We start from the raw sequence: 16,686 nt of genomic DNA, 5'->3' as shown, positions 1-16,686 counted from the left end.
AAATAAATGACTAAATTACTTGTTGGATTAGGAAATCCAGGGGATAAATATTTTGAAACCAAGCACAACGTTGGATTTATGTTGATTGACCAATTAGCTAAAAAACAAAATGTCACTTTTACACATGATAAGATATTTCAAGCTGACCTAGCATCTTTTTTTCTTAATGGTGAAAAAATTTATCTTGTCAAACCAACGACGTTTATGAATGAAAGCGGAAAAGCGGTCCATGCTTTATTGACTTACTATGGTTTGGATATTGAAGATTTACTCGTTATTTACGACGACCTTGACATGGAAGTTGGAAAAATTCGTTTAAGAGCAAAGGGCTCAGCAGGTGGTCATAATGGGATCAAATCTATTATTCAACATATAGGTACTCAGGTCTTTAATCGTGTTAAAATAGGTATCGGAAGACCTAAAAAAGGTATGTCAGTGGTTCACCATGTTTTAAGTAAGTTTGATCAGGATGACTATCTAGGTGTTTTACAGTCGATTGACAAGGTTGACAATGCTGTAAAATACTATTTACAAGAGAAAAACTTTGAGAAAACAATGCAGAGGTATAATGGATAAATGGTGACTTTATTAGATTTATTCTCAGAAAATAATCAGATAGAAAAATGGCATCAAAATCTGACAGATAAGAAAAGACAACTAATACTAGGTCTGTCAACTTCTACCAAGGCTCTTGCAATTGCGAGTAGTCTAAAAAAAGAAAATAAGATTGTATTATTGACATCGACTTATGGAGAAGCAGAAAGAATTATCAGTGATTTTCTTTCTATCTTAGGAGAGGAATTAGTCTATCCATTTTTGGTAGATGACTCTCCTATGGTAGAGTTTTTGATGTCTTCACAAGAAAAAATCATTTCGCGAGTTGAAGCCTTGCGTTTTTTAACTGATTCATCTAAGAAAGGGATTTTAGTTTGTAATATCGCAGCAAGTCGCTTGATTTTACCTTCTCCAACTGGATTTAAAGAAAGTATTATAAGGATTGCAGTCGGTGAAGAATATGATCAACATGACCTTCTTCACAAATTAAAGGAAATAGGCTATCGCAAAGTTACGCAAGTACAAACTCAAGGTGAGTTTAGTATTCGAGGAGATATTTTAGATATTTTTGAGATGTCTCAGTTAGAACCTTTCCGAATCGAGTTTTTTGGTGATGAAGTAGATGGAATTCGGACTTTTGAAGTAGAAACACAATTATCAAAAGAAAATCAAACAGAACTTACCATCTTTCCAGCAAGTGATATGCTCTTGAGGGAAAAGAACTATCTACGAGGTCAGTCTGCTTTAGAAAAACAAATTTCGAAGACCTTATCACCAATTTTAAAATCATACTTGGAAGAGATTTTGTCAAGTTTTCATCAAAAACAAGTACATTCAGATAGTCGAAAGTTTTTATCTTTATGTTACGATAAAACATGGACTATATTTGATTATATTGAAAAAGATACACCAGTGTTTTTTGATGATTACCAAAAATTGATGAATCAGTATGAAGCCTTTGAAAGAGAGTTAGCGCAATACTTTACAGAAGATTTACAGAATGGTAAATCATTTTCTGATATGCAGTATTTTGCAGATACAGAGCAAAGCTATAAAAAACAAAGTCCAGTTACCTTTTTCTCCAATCTGCAAAAGGGTTTAGGAAATCTCAAGTTTGATCACATTTATCAATTTAATCAATATCCTATGCAGGAATTTTTCAATCAATTTTCTTTTCTTAAAGAAGAAATTGAGCGATATAAAAAAATGGACTACACTATTGTTCTACAGTCTAGCAATTCAATGGGAAGTAAAACATTGGAGGATGTTTTAGAGGAATACCAGATTAAATTGGATTCCAGAGACAAGTCAAGTATTTGTAAAGAATCTGTAAACTTGATTGAGGGTAATCTAAGACATGGTTTTCATTTTGTGGATGAAAAAATTCTCTTGATTACTGAACATGAGATTTTTCAAAAGAAATTAAAACGTCGTTTTAGAAGACAACATGCGTCAAATGCAGAGCGATTAAAAGATTATAATGAACTTGAAAAAGGAGACTACGTTGTTCACCATATCCATGGAATTGGTCAATATCTAGGAATCGAAACAATTGAAATCAAAGGCATTCACCGTGATTATGTTAGTGTACAGTATCAAAATGGGGACCAAATCTCCATCCCAGTAGAGCAGATTCAGTTACTGTCAAAATATGTTTCAAGTGATGGGAAAGCGCCAAAACTTAATAAATTAAATGATGGTCATTTCAAAAAGGCCAAGCAAAAAGTTAAGAACCAGGTAGAGGATATAGCTGACGATTTAATCAAGCTTTATTCTGAGCGTAGTCAGTTGAAGGGGTTTGCTTTCTCAGCTGATGATGATGAGCAACATGCTTTTGATGATGCTTTCCCTTATGTTGAAACGGATGATCAACTTCGCAGTATTGAGGAAATCAAGAGAGATATGCAGGATTCTCATCCCATGGATCGACTTCTAGTTGGAGATGTTGGTTTTGGGAAGACTGAAGTAGCAATGCGTGCAGCCTTTAAGGCAGTCAATGATCACAAACAGGTGGTCGTTCTAGTTCCAACGACGGTTTTAGCACAACAACACTATACGAATTTTAAGGAACGATTCCAAAATTTTGCAGTTAATATTGATGTGTTGAGTCGCTTTAGAAGTAAAAAAGAGCAGGCAGAGACACTTGAAAGATTAAAGAATGGTCAAATTGATATTTTGATTGGAACGCATCGTGTTTTGTCAAAGGATGTTGTGTTTTCTGATTTGGGCTTGATGATTATTGACGAAGAGCAACGATTTGGTGTCAAACATAAGGAAACTTTGAAAGAACTGAAAAAACAAGTGGATGTCTTAACATTGACAGCTACTCCAATACCTCGTACTCTTCATATGTCTATGTTGGGAATCCGAGATTTATCTGTTATTGAAACACCTCCGACCAATCGTTATCCAGTGCAAACCTATGTTTTAGAAAAGAATGATAGTGTGATTCGTGATGCTGTCTTGCGTGAAATGGAGCGTGGAGGTCAAGTTTACTATCTTTACAATAAGGTTGACACGATTGACCAAAAGGTTTCAGAATTACAGGAGTTGATTCCAGAGGCTTCGATTGGATATGTTCATGGACAAATGAGTGAAATTCAGTTAGAAAATACTCTACTGGACTTTATTGAAGGTCAGTATGATATTTTGGTGACAACTACTATTATTGAGACAGGGGTAGATATTCCAAATGCCAATACCTTATTTATTGAAAATGCAGACCATATGGGCTTGTCAACCTTGTATCAATTAAGGGGAAGAGTTGGTCGGAGCAATCGCATTGCCTATGCCTATCTCATGTATCGTCCAGAAAAATCAATTAGTGAAGTCTCTGAAAAGAGATTAGAAGCAATCAAAGGATTTACAGAATTGGGATTTGGTTTTAAGATTGCTATGCGAGATCTTTCAATTCGTGGAGCAGGAAACCTCTTAGGAAAATCCCAATCAGGCTTCATTGATTCTGTTGGTTTTGAATTGTATTCTCAGTTACTAGAAGAAGCTATTGCTAAACGCAATGGCACTGAGAACACAAGAAATAAAGGAAATGCTGAGTTGATTTTACAAATTGATGCTTATCTTCCTGACATTTATATTTCTGATCAACGACATAAGATTGAAATTTACAAGAAAATTCGTCAAATTGACAACCGTGTCAACTATGAAGAATTACAAGAAGAGTTGATGGACCGTTTTGGGGAGTATCCAGATGTGGTGGCCTATCTTTTAGAGATTGGTTTGGTCAAATCATATTTTGACAAGGTCTTTGTAGAACGTGTGGAAAGAAAAGAAAATAAGATTACAGTTCAATTTGAAAAAGTCACTCAACGACTATTTTTGGCTCAAGATTATTTTAAAGCCTTATCCGAAACGAACTTAAAAGCAACCATAGCTGAGAATAAGGGATTAATGGAAGTTTTATTTGATATCCGGAACAAGAAGAATTATGAAATTTTAGAAGGTCTGCTGATTTTTGGAGAAAGTTTGCTAGAGATAAAAGAATCAAAGGAAGCTAATTCTCTTTGATGTTTTTCTTCTATAAGAGGGATAAAAATGGTACAATAATAATTTGAGGTAATAAAAATGAGATTAGACAAGTATTTAAAAGTATCACGAATTATTAAGCGCCGCACAGTCGCAAAAGAGGTAGCAGATAAAGGTAGAATCAAGGTGAATGGAATCTTGGCCAAAAGTTCAACGGATTTGAAAGTTGATGACCAAGTTGAAATTCGCTTTGGAAATAAATTGTTGCTTGTTAAAGTACTAGAGATGAAAGATAGTACAAAAAAAGAAGATGCAGCAGGCATGTATGAAATTATCAGTGAAACACGGGTAGAAAAAAATGTCTAAAAATATTGTACAGATGAATAATTCTTTTATTCAAAATGAACACCAACGTCGTCGTTACTTGATGAAGGAGAGACAAAAGAGGAATCGCTTTATGGGTTGGGTTCTTATTTTGATGATTTTGTTGTTTATTTTACCAACTTATAACTTGGCCCAAAGCTATGATCAGTTACTGCAACGCCGCCAGCAATTGAAAGAGTTGAAAGAGCAGTACCAAACTCTTAGTGACGAAAAGGATAAGGAATCTGCTTTTGCTGCGAAGTTGAAAGATGAAGACTATGTAGCAAAATATGCACGCGCCAAGTACTATTACTCAAAGAAACGAGAAGCAATTTACACAATTCCTGATTTGCTTCCGAGGTAATGTCATGGAAAATTTATTGGAAGTTGTTGAACAATTTTTAAGTTTATCAGATGAAAAATTAGAGGAATTGGCAGCTAAAAACCATTTATTACGATTACAAGAAGAAAGGGAAGAGAAGAATGCGTAAGTTCTTAGTAGTTTTATTGCTACCTGCTTTTATCATAACCTCAAGAGTAGTTAGCACAGAAAAACAGCTTCCTTACTCTTCGCAAGAAATTTATTATCTAACCGAGTCTGATTATGGATTCTACTATAAAGAAACTCTGGAATCCCCAATGGTATATGGAGAAACAGCTGTCTATGCTAATGAGGATCTTGTCAAGGAGTCTGGTAAATTGACTCCTGAAACCACCTTTAAAATAGTAGAATGGCGTTTGAATAGACAAGGTGTTCCTGTTTTTAAATTAGATAATCACCAGTTTATCCTTGCAGATAAGCGCTTGGTCTATGATCAAAGTCAAGTTCAAACTCAAAATAGGCAAGTATGGTTGGAGCCAGGGTTTGTTATCTACAACAGCCCCTATGATGCGAAAGAAATTTCTTCCTCTTTCTCTCCCTATCAACGCGTAACAGTGGATAGAACCCTTTTTGCTGAGGGACAAGAATTTCTTCATATTGATCAAGTTGGGTGGGTATCAAAAGAGTTCACCTCAGAAGAAGACAATCGCATCCAGAAGGTTCAAGAAGTTTTATCAAGCAACTATCAGAACGAAAATTATTCTATTTATGTTAAACAACTGACTACGGGTAAAGAGGCTGGGGTGAATGAAGACAGTAAACTCTATGCAGCTAGCATCTTGAAACTAGCCTATCTTTATTATGCTCAAGATAAGATAAATCAAGGGGAATATACGCTAGACAGTAGCTTCAAGTATATCCCAGAAGTAAATAGTTTCCCTGGATCCTATAAACCAGAAGGTAGTGGTAGCTTACCTAAAAAAGAAGATAACAAAGAATACAGTCTTCAACAGTTGATTACCAAGGTAACAAAAGAGTCTGACAATGTTGCTCATAATATTTTAGGTTATTATGTGACCAATCAATCTGACGGGGCTTTCAAAGAAAAAATGTCCACCATTATGGGTGAAGATTGGGATGTGAATGACAAATTGACTTCTTCAAAAATGGCTGGAAAACTTATGGAAGCTATTTATAATCAGAATGGTTTTGTCCTAGAGTCTCTAGGTAAGACTGATTTTGACAACCAACGAATCGCAAAAGGTGTTTCGGTTAAGGTAGCTCATAAAATTGGAGATGCCGACGAGTTTAAACATGACACTGCCATTGTCTATACTGATTCTCCTTTCGTTCTTTCCATTTTCACTAAAAATTCTGATTATGACACCATTGCTAAGATAGCCAAGGATGTCTATGAGGTTCTAAAATGAGGGATCAGGATTTTTTAAATCATTTTCTCCAAAAAGAGTATTTCAAAAAACATTCTAAAGTCGTGTTAGCTTTATCTGGTGGACTGGATTCAATGTTTTTATTCCAGCTATTGTCTACTTACCAAAAAGAGTTGGAAATTGAGTTGATTTTAGCACATGTAAATCATAAGCAGAGAAGTGAGTCTGACTGGGAGGAAAATGAACTAAGGAAGTTAGCTGATGCAGCTGAACTTCCTATTTATATCACAAGTTTTTCAGGAGACTTTTCAGAAGCGCGTGCTCGAGAGTTTCGTTATGATTTTTTTAGGAAAATTATAAAAGAGGCTGGAGCGACTGCCTTGGTTACTGCTCACCATGCAGATGATCAGGTTGAAACGATTTTGATGCGCTTGATTCGAGGAAGTCGGCTACGTCATTTAACAGGAATAAAAGAAAGTCAAGTAGTTGATGGAATTGAAATCATCCGTCCTTTATTTCATTTTCATAAAAAGGATTTTCCACCAATTCTTCATTTCGAAGATCAAACAAATCAGGAAAATACCTATTTTCGCAATCGCATTCGAAATAGGTATTTACCAGAGCTTGAAAAAGAAAATCCTCGTCTTAAATCCGCTCTTTTAGATTTTGGAAGGGAGATTTCAGATTACCAAGTAGCCATAACGGAGCTTTCTAAACAAATTGATGTGGAAGATTTGAATGAGCTCTTTTCATACTCCCAACAAACTCAAGAAATCTTATTCCAGAACTATCTGAATCAATTCCCAGACTTAAATTTGACAAAGGCTCAGTTTGCTGAAGTTCGACAGATTTTAGCAACTAAAAGTCAGTATCGTCACTCACTGAAAAATGGTTATGAATTGATAAAAGAGTATCAGAATTTTCGAGTTTGTAAAATCAGTCCTCAGGCCGATGAAAAGGAAGATGAACTTGTGTTACACTATCAAAATCAAGTTCGATATATGGGCTATTTATTTTCCTTTGGTATCCCTGTTGAAGGGGATTTTGTTCAAAAAGTAACGGTTTCACGGGAAACATCTGTACATATTAGATGTCGAAAACCTGGCGATGTTATTATCCTAAATGGTCATCGAAAGAAACTGAGACGTTTATTTATAGATTTGAAACTCCCTATTGAAAAACGAAAAACAACCCCTATTATTGAGCAATTTGGAGAAATTGTCTCAATTTTAGGAATTGCGACCAGTGATTTGAGTAAAAACACGAAAAATGATATAATGAACACTGTAATTTATATAGAAAAAATAGATAGGTAAAAAGATGTTAGAACACGATATAAAAAAAATTCTCGTTTCACATGATGAAATTACAGAAGCAGCTAAAAAGCTAGGTGCACAATTAACAAAAGAATATGAGGGGAAAAATCCAATTCTTATTGGAATTTTGAAAGGATCGATTCCTTTTATGGCTGAATTGGTTAAGCATATTGATACGCATATTGAGATGGACTTCATGATGGTATCTAGCTACCATGGTGGAACTGCAAGTAGTGGTGTAATCAATATCAAGCAAGACGTGACTCAAGATATCAAAGGAAGACATGTTCTATTTGTAGAAGACATCATCGATACAGGTCAAACCTTGAAAAATTTGCGAGATATGTTTATTGAAAGAGAAGCGGCTTCTGTTAAGATTGCAACCTTGTTGGATAAACCAGAAGGGCGTATTGTTGAAATTGAGGCAGATTATACCTGCTTTACTATTCCAAATGAGTTTGTAGTAGGTTATGGTCTAGATTATAAAGAGAATTATCGTAACCTTCCTTATGTTGGAGTATTGAAAGAAGAAGTTTATTCAAATTAGAAAGATCTATCTTTAATGAAAAAACAAAATAACGGTTTAGTTAGAAATCCATTTCTATACTTGTTAATTATCTTCTTCCTTGTAACAGGATTCCAGTATTTTTATTCTGGAAATACTGCAGGACGAAGCGAAAAAATTAACTATACAGAATTGGTAAAAGAAATTACAGCAGACAATGTAAAAGAATTAACCTATCAGCCGAATGGTAGCATCATTGAGGTGTCTGGTGTTTATAAAAATCCTAAGACTAGTAAAGAAGAAACAGGAATTCAATTTTTCACTCCTGCTGCTACAACAGTAGAAAGATTCTCAAGTACCATTCTTCCGTCTGATTCAACAGTTGCAGAATTGCAAAAACTTGCTTCTGAACATAAGGCAGAGGTAACGGTTAAACATGAGAGTTCAAGTGGTATGTGGATCAATATCCTTGTTTCTGTTGTACCATTTGCTATTCTTTTCTTCTTCCTATTCTCTATGATGGGAAATATGGGAGGAAACAATAGTAGAAATCCAATGAGTTTTGGACGTAGCAAGGCCAAGGCTGCTAACAAAGAAGATATCAAGGTACGATTTTCAGATGTTGCAGGTGCCGAGGAAGAAAAACAAGAATTAGTTGAAGTTGTTGAATTCCTAAAAGATCCAAAACGATTTACCAAACTTGGCGCGCGTATTCCTGCGGGTGTTCTTTTAGAGGGACCTCCGGGAACAGGTAAGACTTTGCTTGCTAAGGCGGTTGCCGGAGAAGCAGGAGTTCCATTCTTTAGCATCTCAGGATCGGACTTTGTAGAAATGTTTGTCGGAGTTGGTGCAAGTCGTGTTCGTTCTCTTTTTGAGGATGCTAAAAAAGCCGCACCAGCCATTATCTTTATCGATGAAATTGATGCTGTTGGTCGCCAACGCGGTGTCGGTCTTGGTGGAGGTAATGATGAACGTGAACAAACCTTGAACCAACTCTTGATTGAGATGGATGGTTTTGAGGGAAATGAAGGGATCATTGTTATCGCTGCGACGAACCGTTCAGATGTTCTAGATCCAGCTCTTCTCCGTCCAGGACGTTTTGATAGAAAAGTCTTGGTTGGTCGCCCTGATGTTAAAGGTCGTGAAGCAATCTTGAAAGTTCACGCTAAAAATAAACCTCTGGCAGACGATGTTGATTTGAAACTAGTTGCCCAACAAACCCCAGGCTTTGTGGGAGCTGACTTAGAAAATGTTCTAAACGAGGCAGCCTTGGTTGCAGCCCGTCGCAACAAATCAATTATTGATGCTTCAGATATTGATGAGGCAGAGGACAGAGTGATTGCTGGACCATCTAAGAAGGATAAAACAGTATCACAAAGAGAACGTGAATTGGTTGCATATCACGAGGCTGGACATACAATTGTTGGTTTAGTCTTGTCAAATGCCCGAGTTGTTCATAAAGTGACCATCGTACCACGTGGACGTGCAGGCGGATACATGATTGCCCTTCCTAAAGAAGACCAAATGCTTCTTTCCAAAGAAGATATGAAAGAACAATTAGCAGGTCTGATGGGTGGTCGTGTAGCTGAAGAGATTATCTTTAATGTCCAAACGACAGGAGCTTCCAATGACTTTGAACAAGCTACACAGATGGCGCGTGCAATGGTCACTGAATACGGTATGAGTGAAAAACTTGGCCCAGTTCAATACGAAGGAAATCATGCTATGTTTGGTGCACAAAGTCCTCAAAAATCAATTTCAGAACAAACAGCCTATGAGATTGATGAGGAAGTTCGTTCATTATTGAATGAGGCACGAAACAAAGCTGCTGAAATTATCCAATCAAATCGTGAAACCCACAAACTGATTGCAGAAGCATTGTTGAAATACGAAACATTGGATAGTACTCAAATTAAATCTCTTTACGAAACAGGAAAAATGCCTGAGACTGTAGAAGAGGAATCTCACGCCCTATCTTATGATGAAGTAAAATCAAAGATGAGTGAAGAAAAATAAATTTAGGCTCTTTGTCAACTGTAGTGGGTTGATAAAAAGTTACAACCTGAACCTGGGACAATAGTCCCTTATCTCCAAAAAAAGCAACGGATTGTACTGACCCCAAAAAGTTAGACAAATAATTTATCCAAAGGATTTAGTTCTGTACTGCACGGGACTAAGTCCTTTTAGTTTTACCTTAATTCGTTTGTTGTTGTAATAATCAATATAGTCTACAATGGCTTGTTCAAGGTCCTCTAAAGACCTAAAGTGCTTCTCATAGCCATAAAACATTTCCGATTTCAAGATGCCAAAGAAGGACTCCATCATGCCGTTGTCTGGGCTGTTCTCCTTGCGTGACATGGATGCTTGAATTCCCTTACTCTCTAGGAACCGATGATAAGAATCGTGTTGGTATTGCCAGCCCTGGTCTCTGTGTAAAATGGTATTTTCATAGTGTTTCTCTGTGAATGCCTGTTCTAACATTGTTTTCACTTGTTCTAAGTTTGGTGAAGTTGAAAGATTATAGGCGATAATTTCGCTATTAAAGCCATCTAAAACTGGTGATAAGTAAAGCTTTTGAGTACTTGCTGGAATGGCAAACTCCGTTACATCTGTATAGCACTTTTCCATTGGTTTAGCTGCTTCAAATTGGCGTTGAATGAGATTATCTGCTTTCTTGCCAATCTCTCCTCGGTAGGAAGAATACTTCCGTTTACGACGAATTCGAGCCGTTAGACCAAGGACCGTCATCAGACGTTGAACTTTCTTATGATTCACTACAAAACCACGATTTCTGAGTTAGAGAGTAACTCGGCGATAGCCATAATTTCCTTTATGTTCATTATAAATGGCCTGAATTTCGGTTTTTAAGATCTTTATCTTTATCAAGCCCATCTAGTTCCTTCAACTGATAGTAGTAAGTTGAGCGAGCTAAACGAGCCACTTCAAGAAGTAAATCTAGTCGAAATCCTCCTGAAGCCATTTCTCTAACTGTTTCTGCCTTTCTCGCTCTAGGGCTTCGTCCCTTTCCTCTAACTCTTTTAACTTTTTTAGGTAGGCCACCTCAGTCCGTAAGCGTTCATTCTCCTCCTGGAGTCGTTCTAATTCTGTCATTTCTTCCCAAGTTTTCTTTCGTTTACGTCCCATTTTAGCTGATCTCCCTCTTGTTTTCTCAACAATAGTATACCCGTTTTTCTTGTATTGTGCCAGCCAATTTGGAAGTAATCCACTACTTGGGAGAGTATAATCCAGAGATACGCTTAGTTGCGATCGCCCCTCAAGTAGGACTTTATCAATGATTTCTTGTTTTAATTCAGGGGAATAGTAACGATTTTTTCCTTTTTTGACGAATTCTATTCCGTAACGATCAATCAATTTAATCATGTACCTAAGATTAGAATTGTTTATCCCAAATTTATTTGAAAGCTGCTCTAAGCTATATCCTTGTTTTCTAAGTTCATAGATCTGAACTTTATCCTCATAACTCAATTTCATAGTAAAAACACCCCAAAAGTTAGATTTTTTCTGTCTAACTTTTGGGGTGCAGTTCAGATTTCCCGTTGCTTTTTTGCATGGTTGCGATAGCCTTGGTAAAATAGAATTGCTTAATAAACCATTTAGAAAGGCTATCCCATGCATGTTCACTATAACACAAATCAAACAACTTTACCACTAGAAATCAGTTCTTTCTTGCCACAAGACCATCTTGTCTTTACGATTGAAAAAGTGGTGAATACCTTGGAGGATAGTCACTTCCACACCTTCTATCATGCCTTTGGTCGCCCGTCTTATCACCCTAAAATGCTTGTGTCTACTCTTCTATTTGCCTATTCACAAGGGATCTTCTCTGGTCGAAAAATTGAAAAAATGATGATTGAAAATCTCGCTATACAGTACCTAACAGGACAGTTGGTTGTCAGCTATCGCACTATCAATCGTTTTCGTATCGCTGAAGGGATGGAAGAACTCATTCGTGATCTGTTCATCGACCTCAATCTTCGTTTAAAAATGGAAGAGTTAGTGACCTTAGATTGCTTGTTTATTGACGGGACGAAGATTGAAGCCAACGCCAACAAGTATAGTTTCGTGTGGAAAAAGGCAACGGATAAGTTTTCAGCCAAACTTCAAGAACAGATACAGGCCTATTTTCAAGAAGAAATCACTCCCCTGATCCATCAGGCGATTGCGCTGGATGAAAAAGAATCGATTACCTCAGAACAGTTGACCGAGTTCGCTCAAGTCCTTGAAGAAGAATTGGAAAAACTGAACCAAGACATGGAGGAGACACCCGTTAAAGGAAAGGATGAACGTAAAACCCAGCGTCGGAAACTCAAGAAAGTCCTTCGTAAAGTCAAGGATGATTTTTCAGTACGTGCTGAAAAATATGAGAACTATCAGGAGATATTTGAAGGGCGTAACAGCTTTTAGAGATTATCAAGAACTAGGTCAAACATACGGGATGTTGAGAGGATTATTAATCTTTATCCAAAGATAAATTAGCAAAAATGCTGTAGATATATTTTTATTTAATAAAATTTGAAAGGATTAACCTTTTTAGTAACAAACTTATTGCTTAAAATCATTTTTACTGTTACAATAATCTTAGGTATTATTTTTTGCTGTAAATATTTTAGGAGTGACAATGAAATTCAAAACTAAATATAAAAAGATTATTACTGGAATGCTATGTCTTATTCTAACATTCCTTTTATTACCGATTAAAAGTTTTTTTGCTGTGCAAGAAATTAAAGATAATACTGACCTTGCACATTTAGATACATATAAATTTAACTTAAATGTGAATAATATGGAGGTAATTTCAAAATCGAATGCTGTTAATCAAGCACGATTGAATAATCCTTACTACCAATCTTTAAGTGGTCAGATTTATCATAAACCTATGGAGAATTTTACCCTCAAAGTTGATAAAACCAATAAAAGCACTCAAGTATTTGAACAACCTTTAAAATTAAAATTTTCAAATGTTGGTGAGGTTTATGGAAAAAAGGTTGATGCTTATCTAACCATTAATCGTGTGACAGTTCATTATAATAATACAACACTAGGTGAAGCATCACTGAAGGATCCTACTAAGAAAAATGTCCAGTTTTTTAATGTTTCAGAGATTTGGGAAAATGGGGCATTTGAACTGGGGAATATCCCATATGTGGATGCTGCCCATAATGATATAATTGACCACGCCTATTGGATTGACGCAGATGTAACGGCCGAGCTGAAATATTCAGACGGATCAAATACGGATTTGAAGCTTGTAATGGTCCCATCTGATGTGGATGTGACTGTTGACGGGACAGAATCATTCTATATTAAAAACTATACATCCCAAGTAGATAAGACGGTAATGAATACCGCAAATGCTCTCAAAAAGGAAGTAAGTGGCGACAAAACAATTTGGCGAGCTACTAAAGGAACAGACGGCGATGCTTCCTACAATGTTGGTGGTCTAGCTGTTCGTTCGGTTAACAATAGTTTAGAATTTGGCTACCAGTCAACTGCCTACTGCTCAGCAGTATTTGGACTTTTTGTAGAAGGAAAGATTCCGGCACCAGTTAAAACGGTTGACCCCACACAAGCTCCAGCTAAAAAAGGACAGAAGATCACTTATACGGGAACTTTCAAGGTACCGACACCCGGAAAAGATGTTATTGGCTCACTTGACAGCTTAGATTTGATTGATACATTTGATGAACGACTAACCTATCAAGACCTTAAAGTCGAAGCAGATGGCAAGGTTTTGACGGAACATACGGATTACACTGTTACTGTATCAGGACAGACCGTTACTGTTAAAATGGCAGAAAAGTATCTTCAGCGAGCAAGTGGAGCTGATACGATAAAAGTTACATATAATACGGTAACAAATGAAAAAGTAGAGCAGAAAACATCGGGTGTTATCGAAAATACCGTAACATTGAAAGTTGATAATGTCCTAGTCCCTTCTAATAAGGTCAAAACAACTCTCCTTTACAATAAAACACATGAGTTCCAAAGCGGAACTCCAGGAATGACTCTACCTAAAGAGGTAACTGATCTAACACCACCTAAGGTATCAAAAATTCCAAATGGGACAACCGTAACACCAGATCAGCCCAAGCAAACGGAAGTCACCGTTCCAGAAGGAACATGGGTTTTCAAGGGGTACACGGAAAAAGAAAAGACCATTGATGGTGCAGATGTACACTTTATTGGTATTTGGGTTCTAAAGGCTTATAAGAAGATTTCTATTGAGAAAAAGTGGGTTGGTCCAGTAGCTGAGTCCGCAACTTTTAACATTTTGGTTGACGGCAAGGTAGTGAATGATGCAGATCACACGGTAACCTTAAATAAAACTACAGGCTGGTCATATACTTTTGACAAATTGTTGAAGTACAGCCTTGAGGACGGTCATGAGTACAAATATTCTTTAGCTGAAGTAAAAGTTAACAACTATAGTAGTAAGATAACTGGGGATGTAGATAAAGGCTTTATCGTTACAAATACGAATACAGAAAAAGTTACAGTAAAAGTTAATAAAAAGTGGAATGGACCTGAGAAAAATTCGGTAATAGTTAAACTAGTTATTGATGGTAAAGAGAGTGAGAAAAAAGTTGAGTTAACTGCCGCAACCAACTGGTCAGGTGAGTTCACAGATTTGCCGAAGTATAATGCAGATGGCGGTAAGATCCACTACACTGTAAAAGAAGTTCCAGTAGAAGGCTTTAAGAGTGAGATCGCAGGTGATGCCAACACTGGCTTCACTATCACCAATACATATATTCCTGCTGACCCTATTCAAGTTCCACTTGTTGCTGAGAAAGTATTAGAAGGGAAGCTACTTGAGGCGAATAAGTATCAGTTTAAACTTTTCAAAGTTACAAATGGCACTGAGCAGGAAGTAGAGACAGTTACCAATAAGCAGGATGGTAGTATCACCTTCACTCCTCTTACCTTTAATGAAGATGAAGTCGGAGAACACGACTATGTTGTCCGTGAGGTCATTCCAGCAGATAACGAAAAAGAAGCTGGAGTAACTTATGACAAGACAGAATTTAAAGTCAAAATCAAAGTTGAGAAAGCGTTTGGACGTAAACTAACAGCAACCATCACTAGAAGTCCAGAAGCGCTTGTCTTTAAAAATAAATATACAGCCAAGCCAGTGAACGTTCCTCTTTCTGTAACTAAGAAGCTGACTGGTCGCGAGTTAAAGGCAGGCGAGTTTGAATTTGTCTTGAAAGACAAAGCCGGCAAGACTGTTGAAACGGTGAAAAACACAGCCGATGGCCAAGTAAACTTCAGAGCTTTAGAGTTTACTAAGACGGGTACTTATGTTTACACTATTAGCGAAACAAAAGGGAATCTAGGTGGTATTTCCTATGACACACATCAAGTTACTGCAACTATTGAAGTAACGGATGACGGTTCTGGCCAACTTAAAGCCAAAACTAGTTATAAGGATAATAACCAAACCTTTAACAACACATACACAACTAAGAAAACTTCAGCTAGTCTTGAAGTGACAAAAGCTCTTTCAGGTCGTACCTTGAAAGCTGATGAGTTTGAGTTTGTCTTGAAGAATGACGAAGATGGCTCAGAAGTTCAAAAAGTGAAGAACACTGCTGATGGTAAGGTCGTATTTGCACCAATCGAATACACTAAAGCTGGTACATACAAGTACACTATCGTTGAAACAAATGCTGGACAAACTATTGACGGTGTAACATACGATAGTCTCGAAGTTAAAGTCATAGTAGAAGTTACAGACGATGGTGAAGGAAATCTTACTGCTAACGTAACATACCCAGCGGACAAAGAATTTAACAACAGCTACGGAGCTTCAAAAACTTCAGCTACTCTTGCAGTTAAGAAAACACTTACTGGTCGTGAGTTGAAAGCCGATGAGTTTGAATTTACTTTGACAGACCAAGATGGTAACGTGAAAGAAACAGTCAAGAATGACAAAGATGGAAACGTTAAGTTCTCAGCCTTGGAATTCGATAAAGCTGGAATTTTCACTTACAAGATTGCTGAAAAAACTGGAACTGCTACAGGCATCACGTACGACACAAAAACAATCACTGCTACAGTTACTGTAGCGGACAATGGTAAAGGTGCCCTTGAAGCAACTGTTACTTACGACGATGAAAAAGCATTCGAGAACACTTACACTCCAGCAGGGGCTACAAGTGTAACTCTTGGGGCTAAGAAAGTTCTTGAAGGTAAAGACCTTGAAGCTGGTAAATACAGCTTTGAATTGAAGAAAGAAGATGGTAGTGTTGTCGAAACAGTGACAAACGCTGCTAATGGAACAGTGACCTTCTCACCAATCTCATATGATGAGAGCCAAGTGGGAACTCACAAGTACACCATCTCTGAAGTTGCTGGAACTGAAATAGGCATCATTTACGATAAGACAGTTCAAGAAGTTGAAGTAACTGTTGAGAAAGTAAGCGCAACTGAATTGAAAGCAACTGCTTCAAAAGAAGCTAACGATCTTGTATTTACAAACAAATACACTCCAGCAGGGGCTACAAGTGTAACTCTTGGGGCTAAGAAAGTTCTTGAAGGAAAAGCTCTTGAAGCGGGCAAATATAGCTTTGTCTTGAAGAAAGAAGACGGTAGTGTTGTCGAAACAGTAACAAATGCTGTTGATGGAAGTGTTACTTTCGCACCAATCTCATATGATGAGAGCCAAGTGGGAACTCACAAGTACACTATCTCAGAAGTTGAGGGCTCTGAAGCAGGAATCACTTACGATAA

Annotated in this window: 10 protein-coding genes and 2 pseudogenes; 11 read left to right on the top strand and 1 reads right to left on the bottom strand. The window is 37.0% G+C overall.

Annotated elements, in window-relative coordinates:
• Positions 1–6 precede the first annotated feature (6 nt).
• The 9 genes from pth to ftsH are packed head-to-tail and all read left to right on the top strand — an operon-like array spanning position 7 to position 9,948.
• Entirely contained in the window at positions 7–576 is a 570-nt protein-coding gene (gene pth / locus M1F74_RS09775; RefSeq protein ID WP_247946998.1) for an aminoacyl-tRNA hydrolase, read from the top strand.
• On the top strand, positions 577–4,080 hold the full coding sequence (gene mfd, locus M1F74_RS09770) for a transcription-repair coupling factor (RefSeq protein ID WP_247946997.1): 3,504 nt from the start codon (positions 577–579) through the stop codon (positions 4,078–4,080).
• A 57-nt stretch (positions 4,081–4,137) separates the two neighbouring features.
• Complete coding sequence (locus tag M1F74_RS09765) at positions 4,138–4,404, top strand: RNA-binding S4 domain-containing protein (RefSeq protein WP_001234974.1); 267 nt, start codon at positions 4,138–4,140, stop codon at positions 4,402–4,404.
• Positions 4,397–4,765, top strand: a complete 369-nt coding sequence (locus M1F74_RS09760) for a septum formation initiator family protein (RefSeq protein WP_000041920.1) — start codon at positions 4,397–4,399, stop codon at positions 4,763–4,765. Before M1F74_RS09765 ends, M1F74_RS09760 begins: the two co-directional genes overlap by 8 nt.
• 4 nt (positions 4,766–4,769) lie before the next feature.
• Positions 4,770–4,892, top strand: coding sequence for an SP_0009 family protein (locus tag M1F74_RS10110; RefSeq protein ID WP_000429343.1), 123 nt, complete (start codon positions 4,770–4,772; stop codon positions 4,890–4,892).
• Positions 4,885–6,153: a serine hydrolase gene (locus tag M1F74_RS09755; RefSeq protein ID WP_001224810.1), complete on the top strand. Its 1,269-nt coding sequence runs from the start codon at positions 4,885–4,887 to the stop codon at positions 6,151–6,153. Before M1F74_RS10110 ends, M1F74_RS09755 begins: the two co-directional genes overlap by 8 nt.
• A complete protein-coding gene (gene tilS / locus M1F74_RS09750; RefSeq protein WP_247946996.1) occupies positions 6,150–7,427 on the top strand; it encodes a tRNA lysidine(34) synthetase TilS in 1,278 nt (425 codons plus the stop codon). Before M1F74_RS09755 ends, tilS begins: the two co-directional genes overlap by 4 nt.
• A 4-nt stretch (positions 7,428–7,431) precedes the next feature.
• Positions 7,432–7,974 (top strand): hypoxanthine phosphoribosyltransferase, encoded by a 543-nt coding sequence (gene hpt / locus M1F74_RS09745; protein ID WP_247946995.1) that lies wholly within the window; start codon positions 7,432–7,434, stop codon positions 7,972–7,974.
• 15 nt (positions 7,975–7,989) lie between these two features.
• Positions 7,990–9,948 (top strand): ATP-dependent zinc metalloprotease FtsH, encoded by a 1,959-nt coding sequence (ftsH, locus tag M1F74_RS09740; RefSeq protein ID WP_247946994.1) that lies wholly within the window; start codon positions 7,990–7,992, stop codon positions 9,946–9,948.
• Positions 9,949–10,071: 123 nt separating this feature from the next.
• Here ftsH and M1F74_RS09735 read toward each other — a convergent pair.
• A pseudogene (locus M1F74_RS09735) lies at positions 10,072–11,424 on the bottom strand (IS3 family transposase).
• 138 nt (positions 11,425–11,562) lie between these two features.
• Here M1F74_RS09735 and M1F74_RS09730 point away from each other — a divergent pair.
• Together M1F74_RS09730 and M1F74_RS09725 are read left to right on the top strand one after the other, a co-directional pair.
• Positions 11,563–12,354 (top strand): annotated as a pseudogene (locus M1F74_RS09730) (transposase); the annotation flags it as partial.
• Positions 12,355–12,571: 217 nt separating this feature from the next.
• The coding region (locus M1F74_RS09725; RefSeq protein ID WP_348771772.1) for a Spy0128 family protein at positions 12,572–16,686 on the top strand (4,115 nt) is incomplete at its 3' end.

It is taken from the genome of Streptococcus oralis (assembly GCF_023109315.1).
GTDB classification, from domain to species: Bacteria; Bacillota; Bacilli; order Lactobacillales; family Streptococcaceae; genus Streptococcus; species Streptococcus oralis_BS.
This window is presented reverse-complemented; position numbering and strand designations above follow the sequence as displayed.

Coding starts and splice junctions, on each gene's coding strand:
- M1F74_RS10110 (WP_000429343.1), top strand. CDS start 4,770: ATGGAAAATTTATTGGAAGTTGTTGAACAATTTTTAAGTTTATCAGAT.
- ftsH (WP_247946994.1), top strand. CDS start 7,990: ATGAAAAAACAAAATAACGGTTTAGTTAGAAATCCATTTCTATACTTG.
- tilS (WP_247946996.1), top strand. CDS start 6,150: ATGAGGGATCAGGATTTTTTAAATCATTTTCTCCAAAAAGAGTATTTC.
- M1F74_RS09755 (WP_001224810.1), top strand. CDS start 4,885: ATGCGTAAGTTCTTAGTAGTTTTATTGCTACCTGCTTTTATCATAACC.
- hpt (WP_247946995.1), top strand. CDS start 7,432: ATGTTAGAACACGATATAAAAAAAATTCTCGTTTCACATGATGAAATT.
- M1F74_RS09765 (WP_001234974.1), top strand. CDS start 4,138: ATGAGATTAGACAAGTATTTAAAAGTATCACGAATTATTAAGCGCCGC.
- pth (WP_247946998.1), top strand. CDS start 7: ATGACTAAATTACTTGTTGGATTAGGAAATCCAGGGGATAAATATTTT.
- mfd (WP_247946997.1), top strand. CDS start 577: ATGGTGACTTTATTAGATTTATTCTCAGAAAATAATCAGATAGAAAAA.
- M1F74_RS09760 (WP_000041920.1), top strand. CDS start 4,397: ATGTCTAAAAATATTGTACAGATGAATAATTCTTTTATTCAAAATGAA.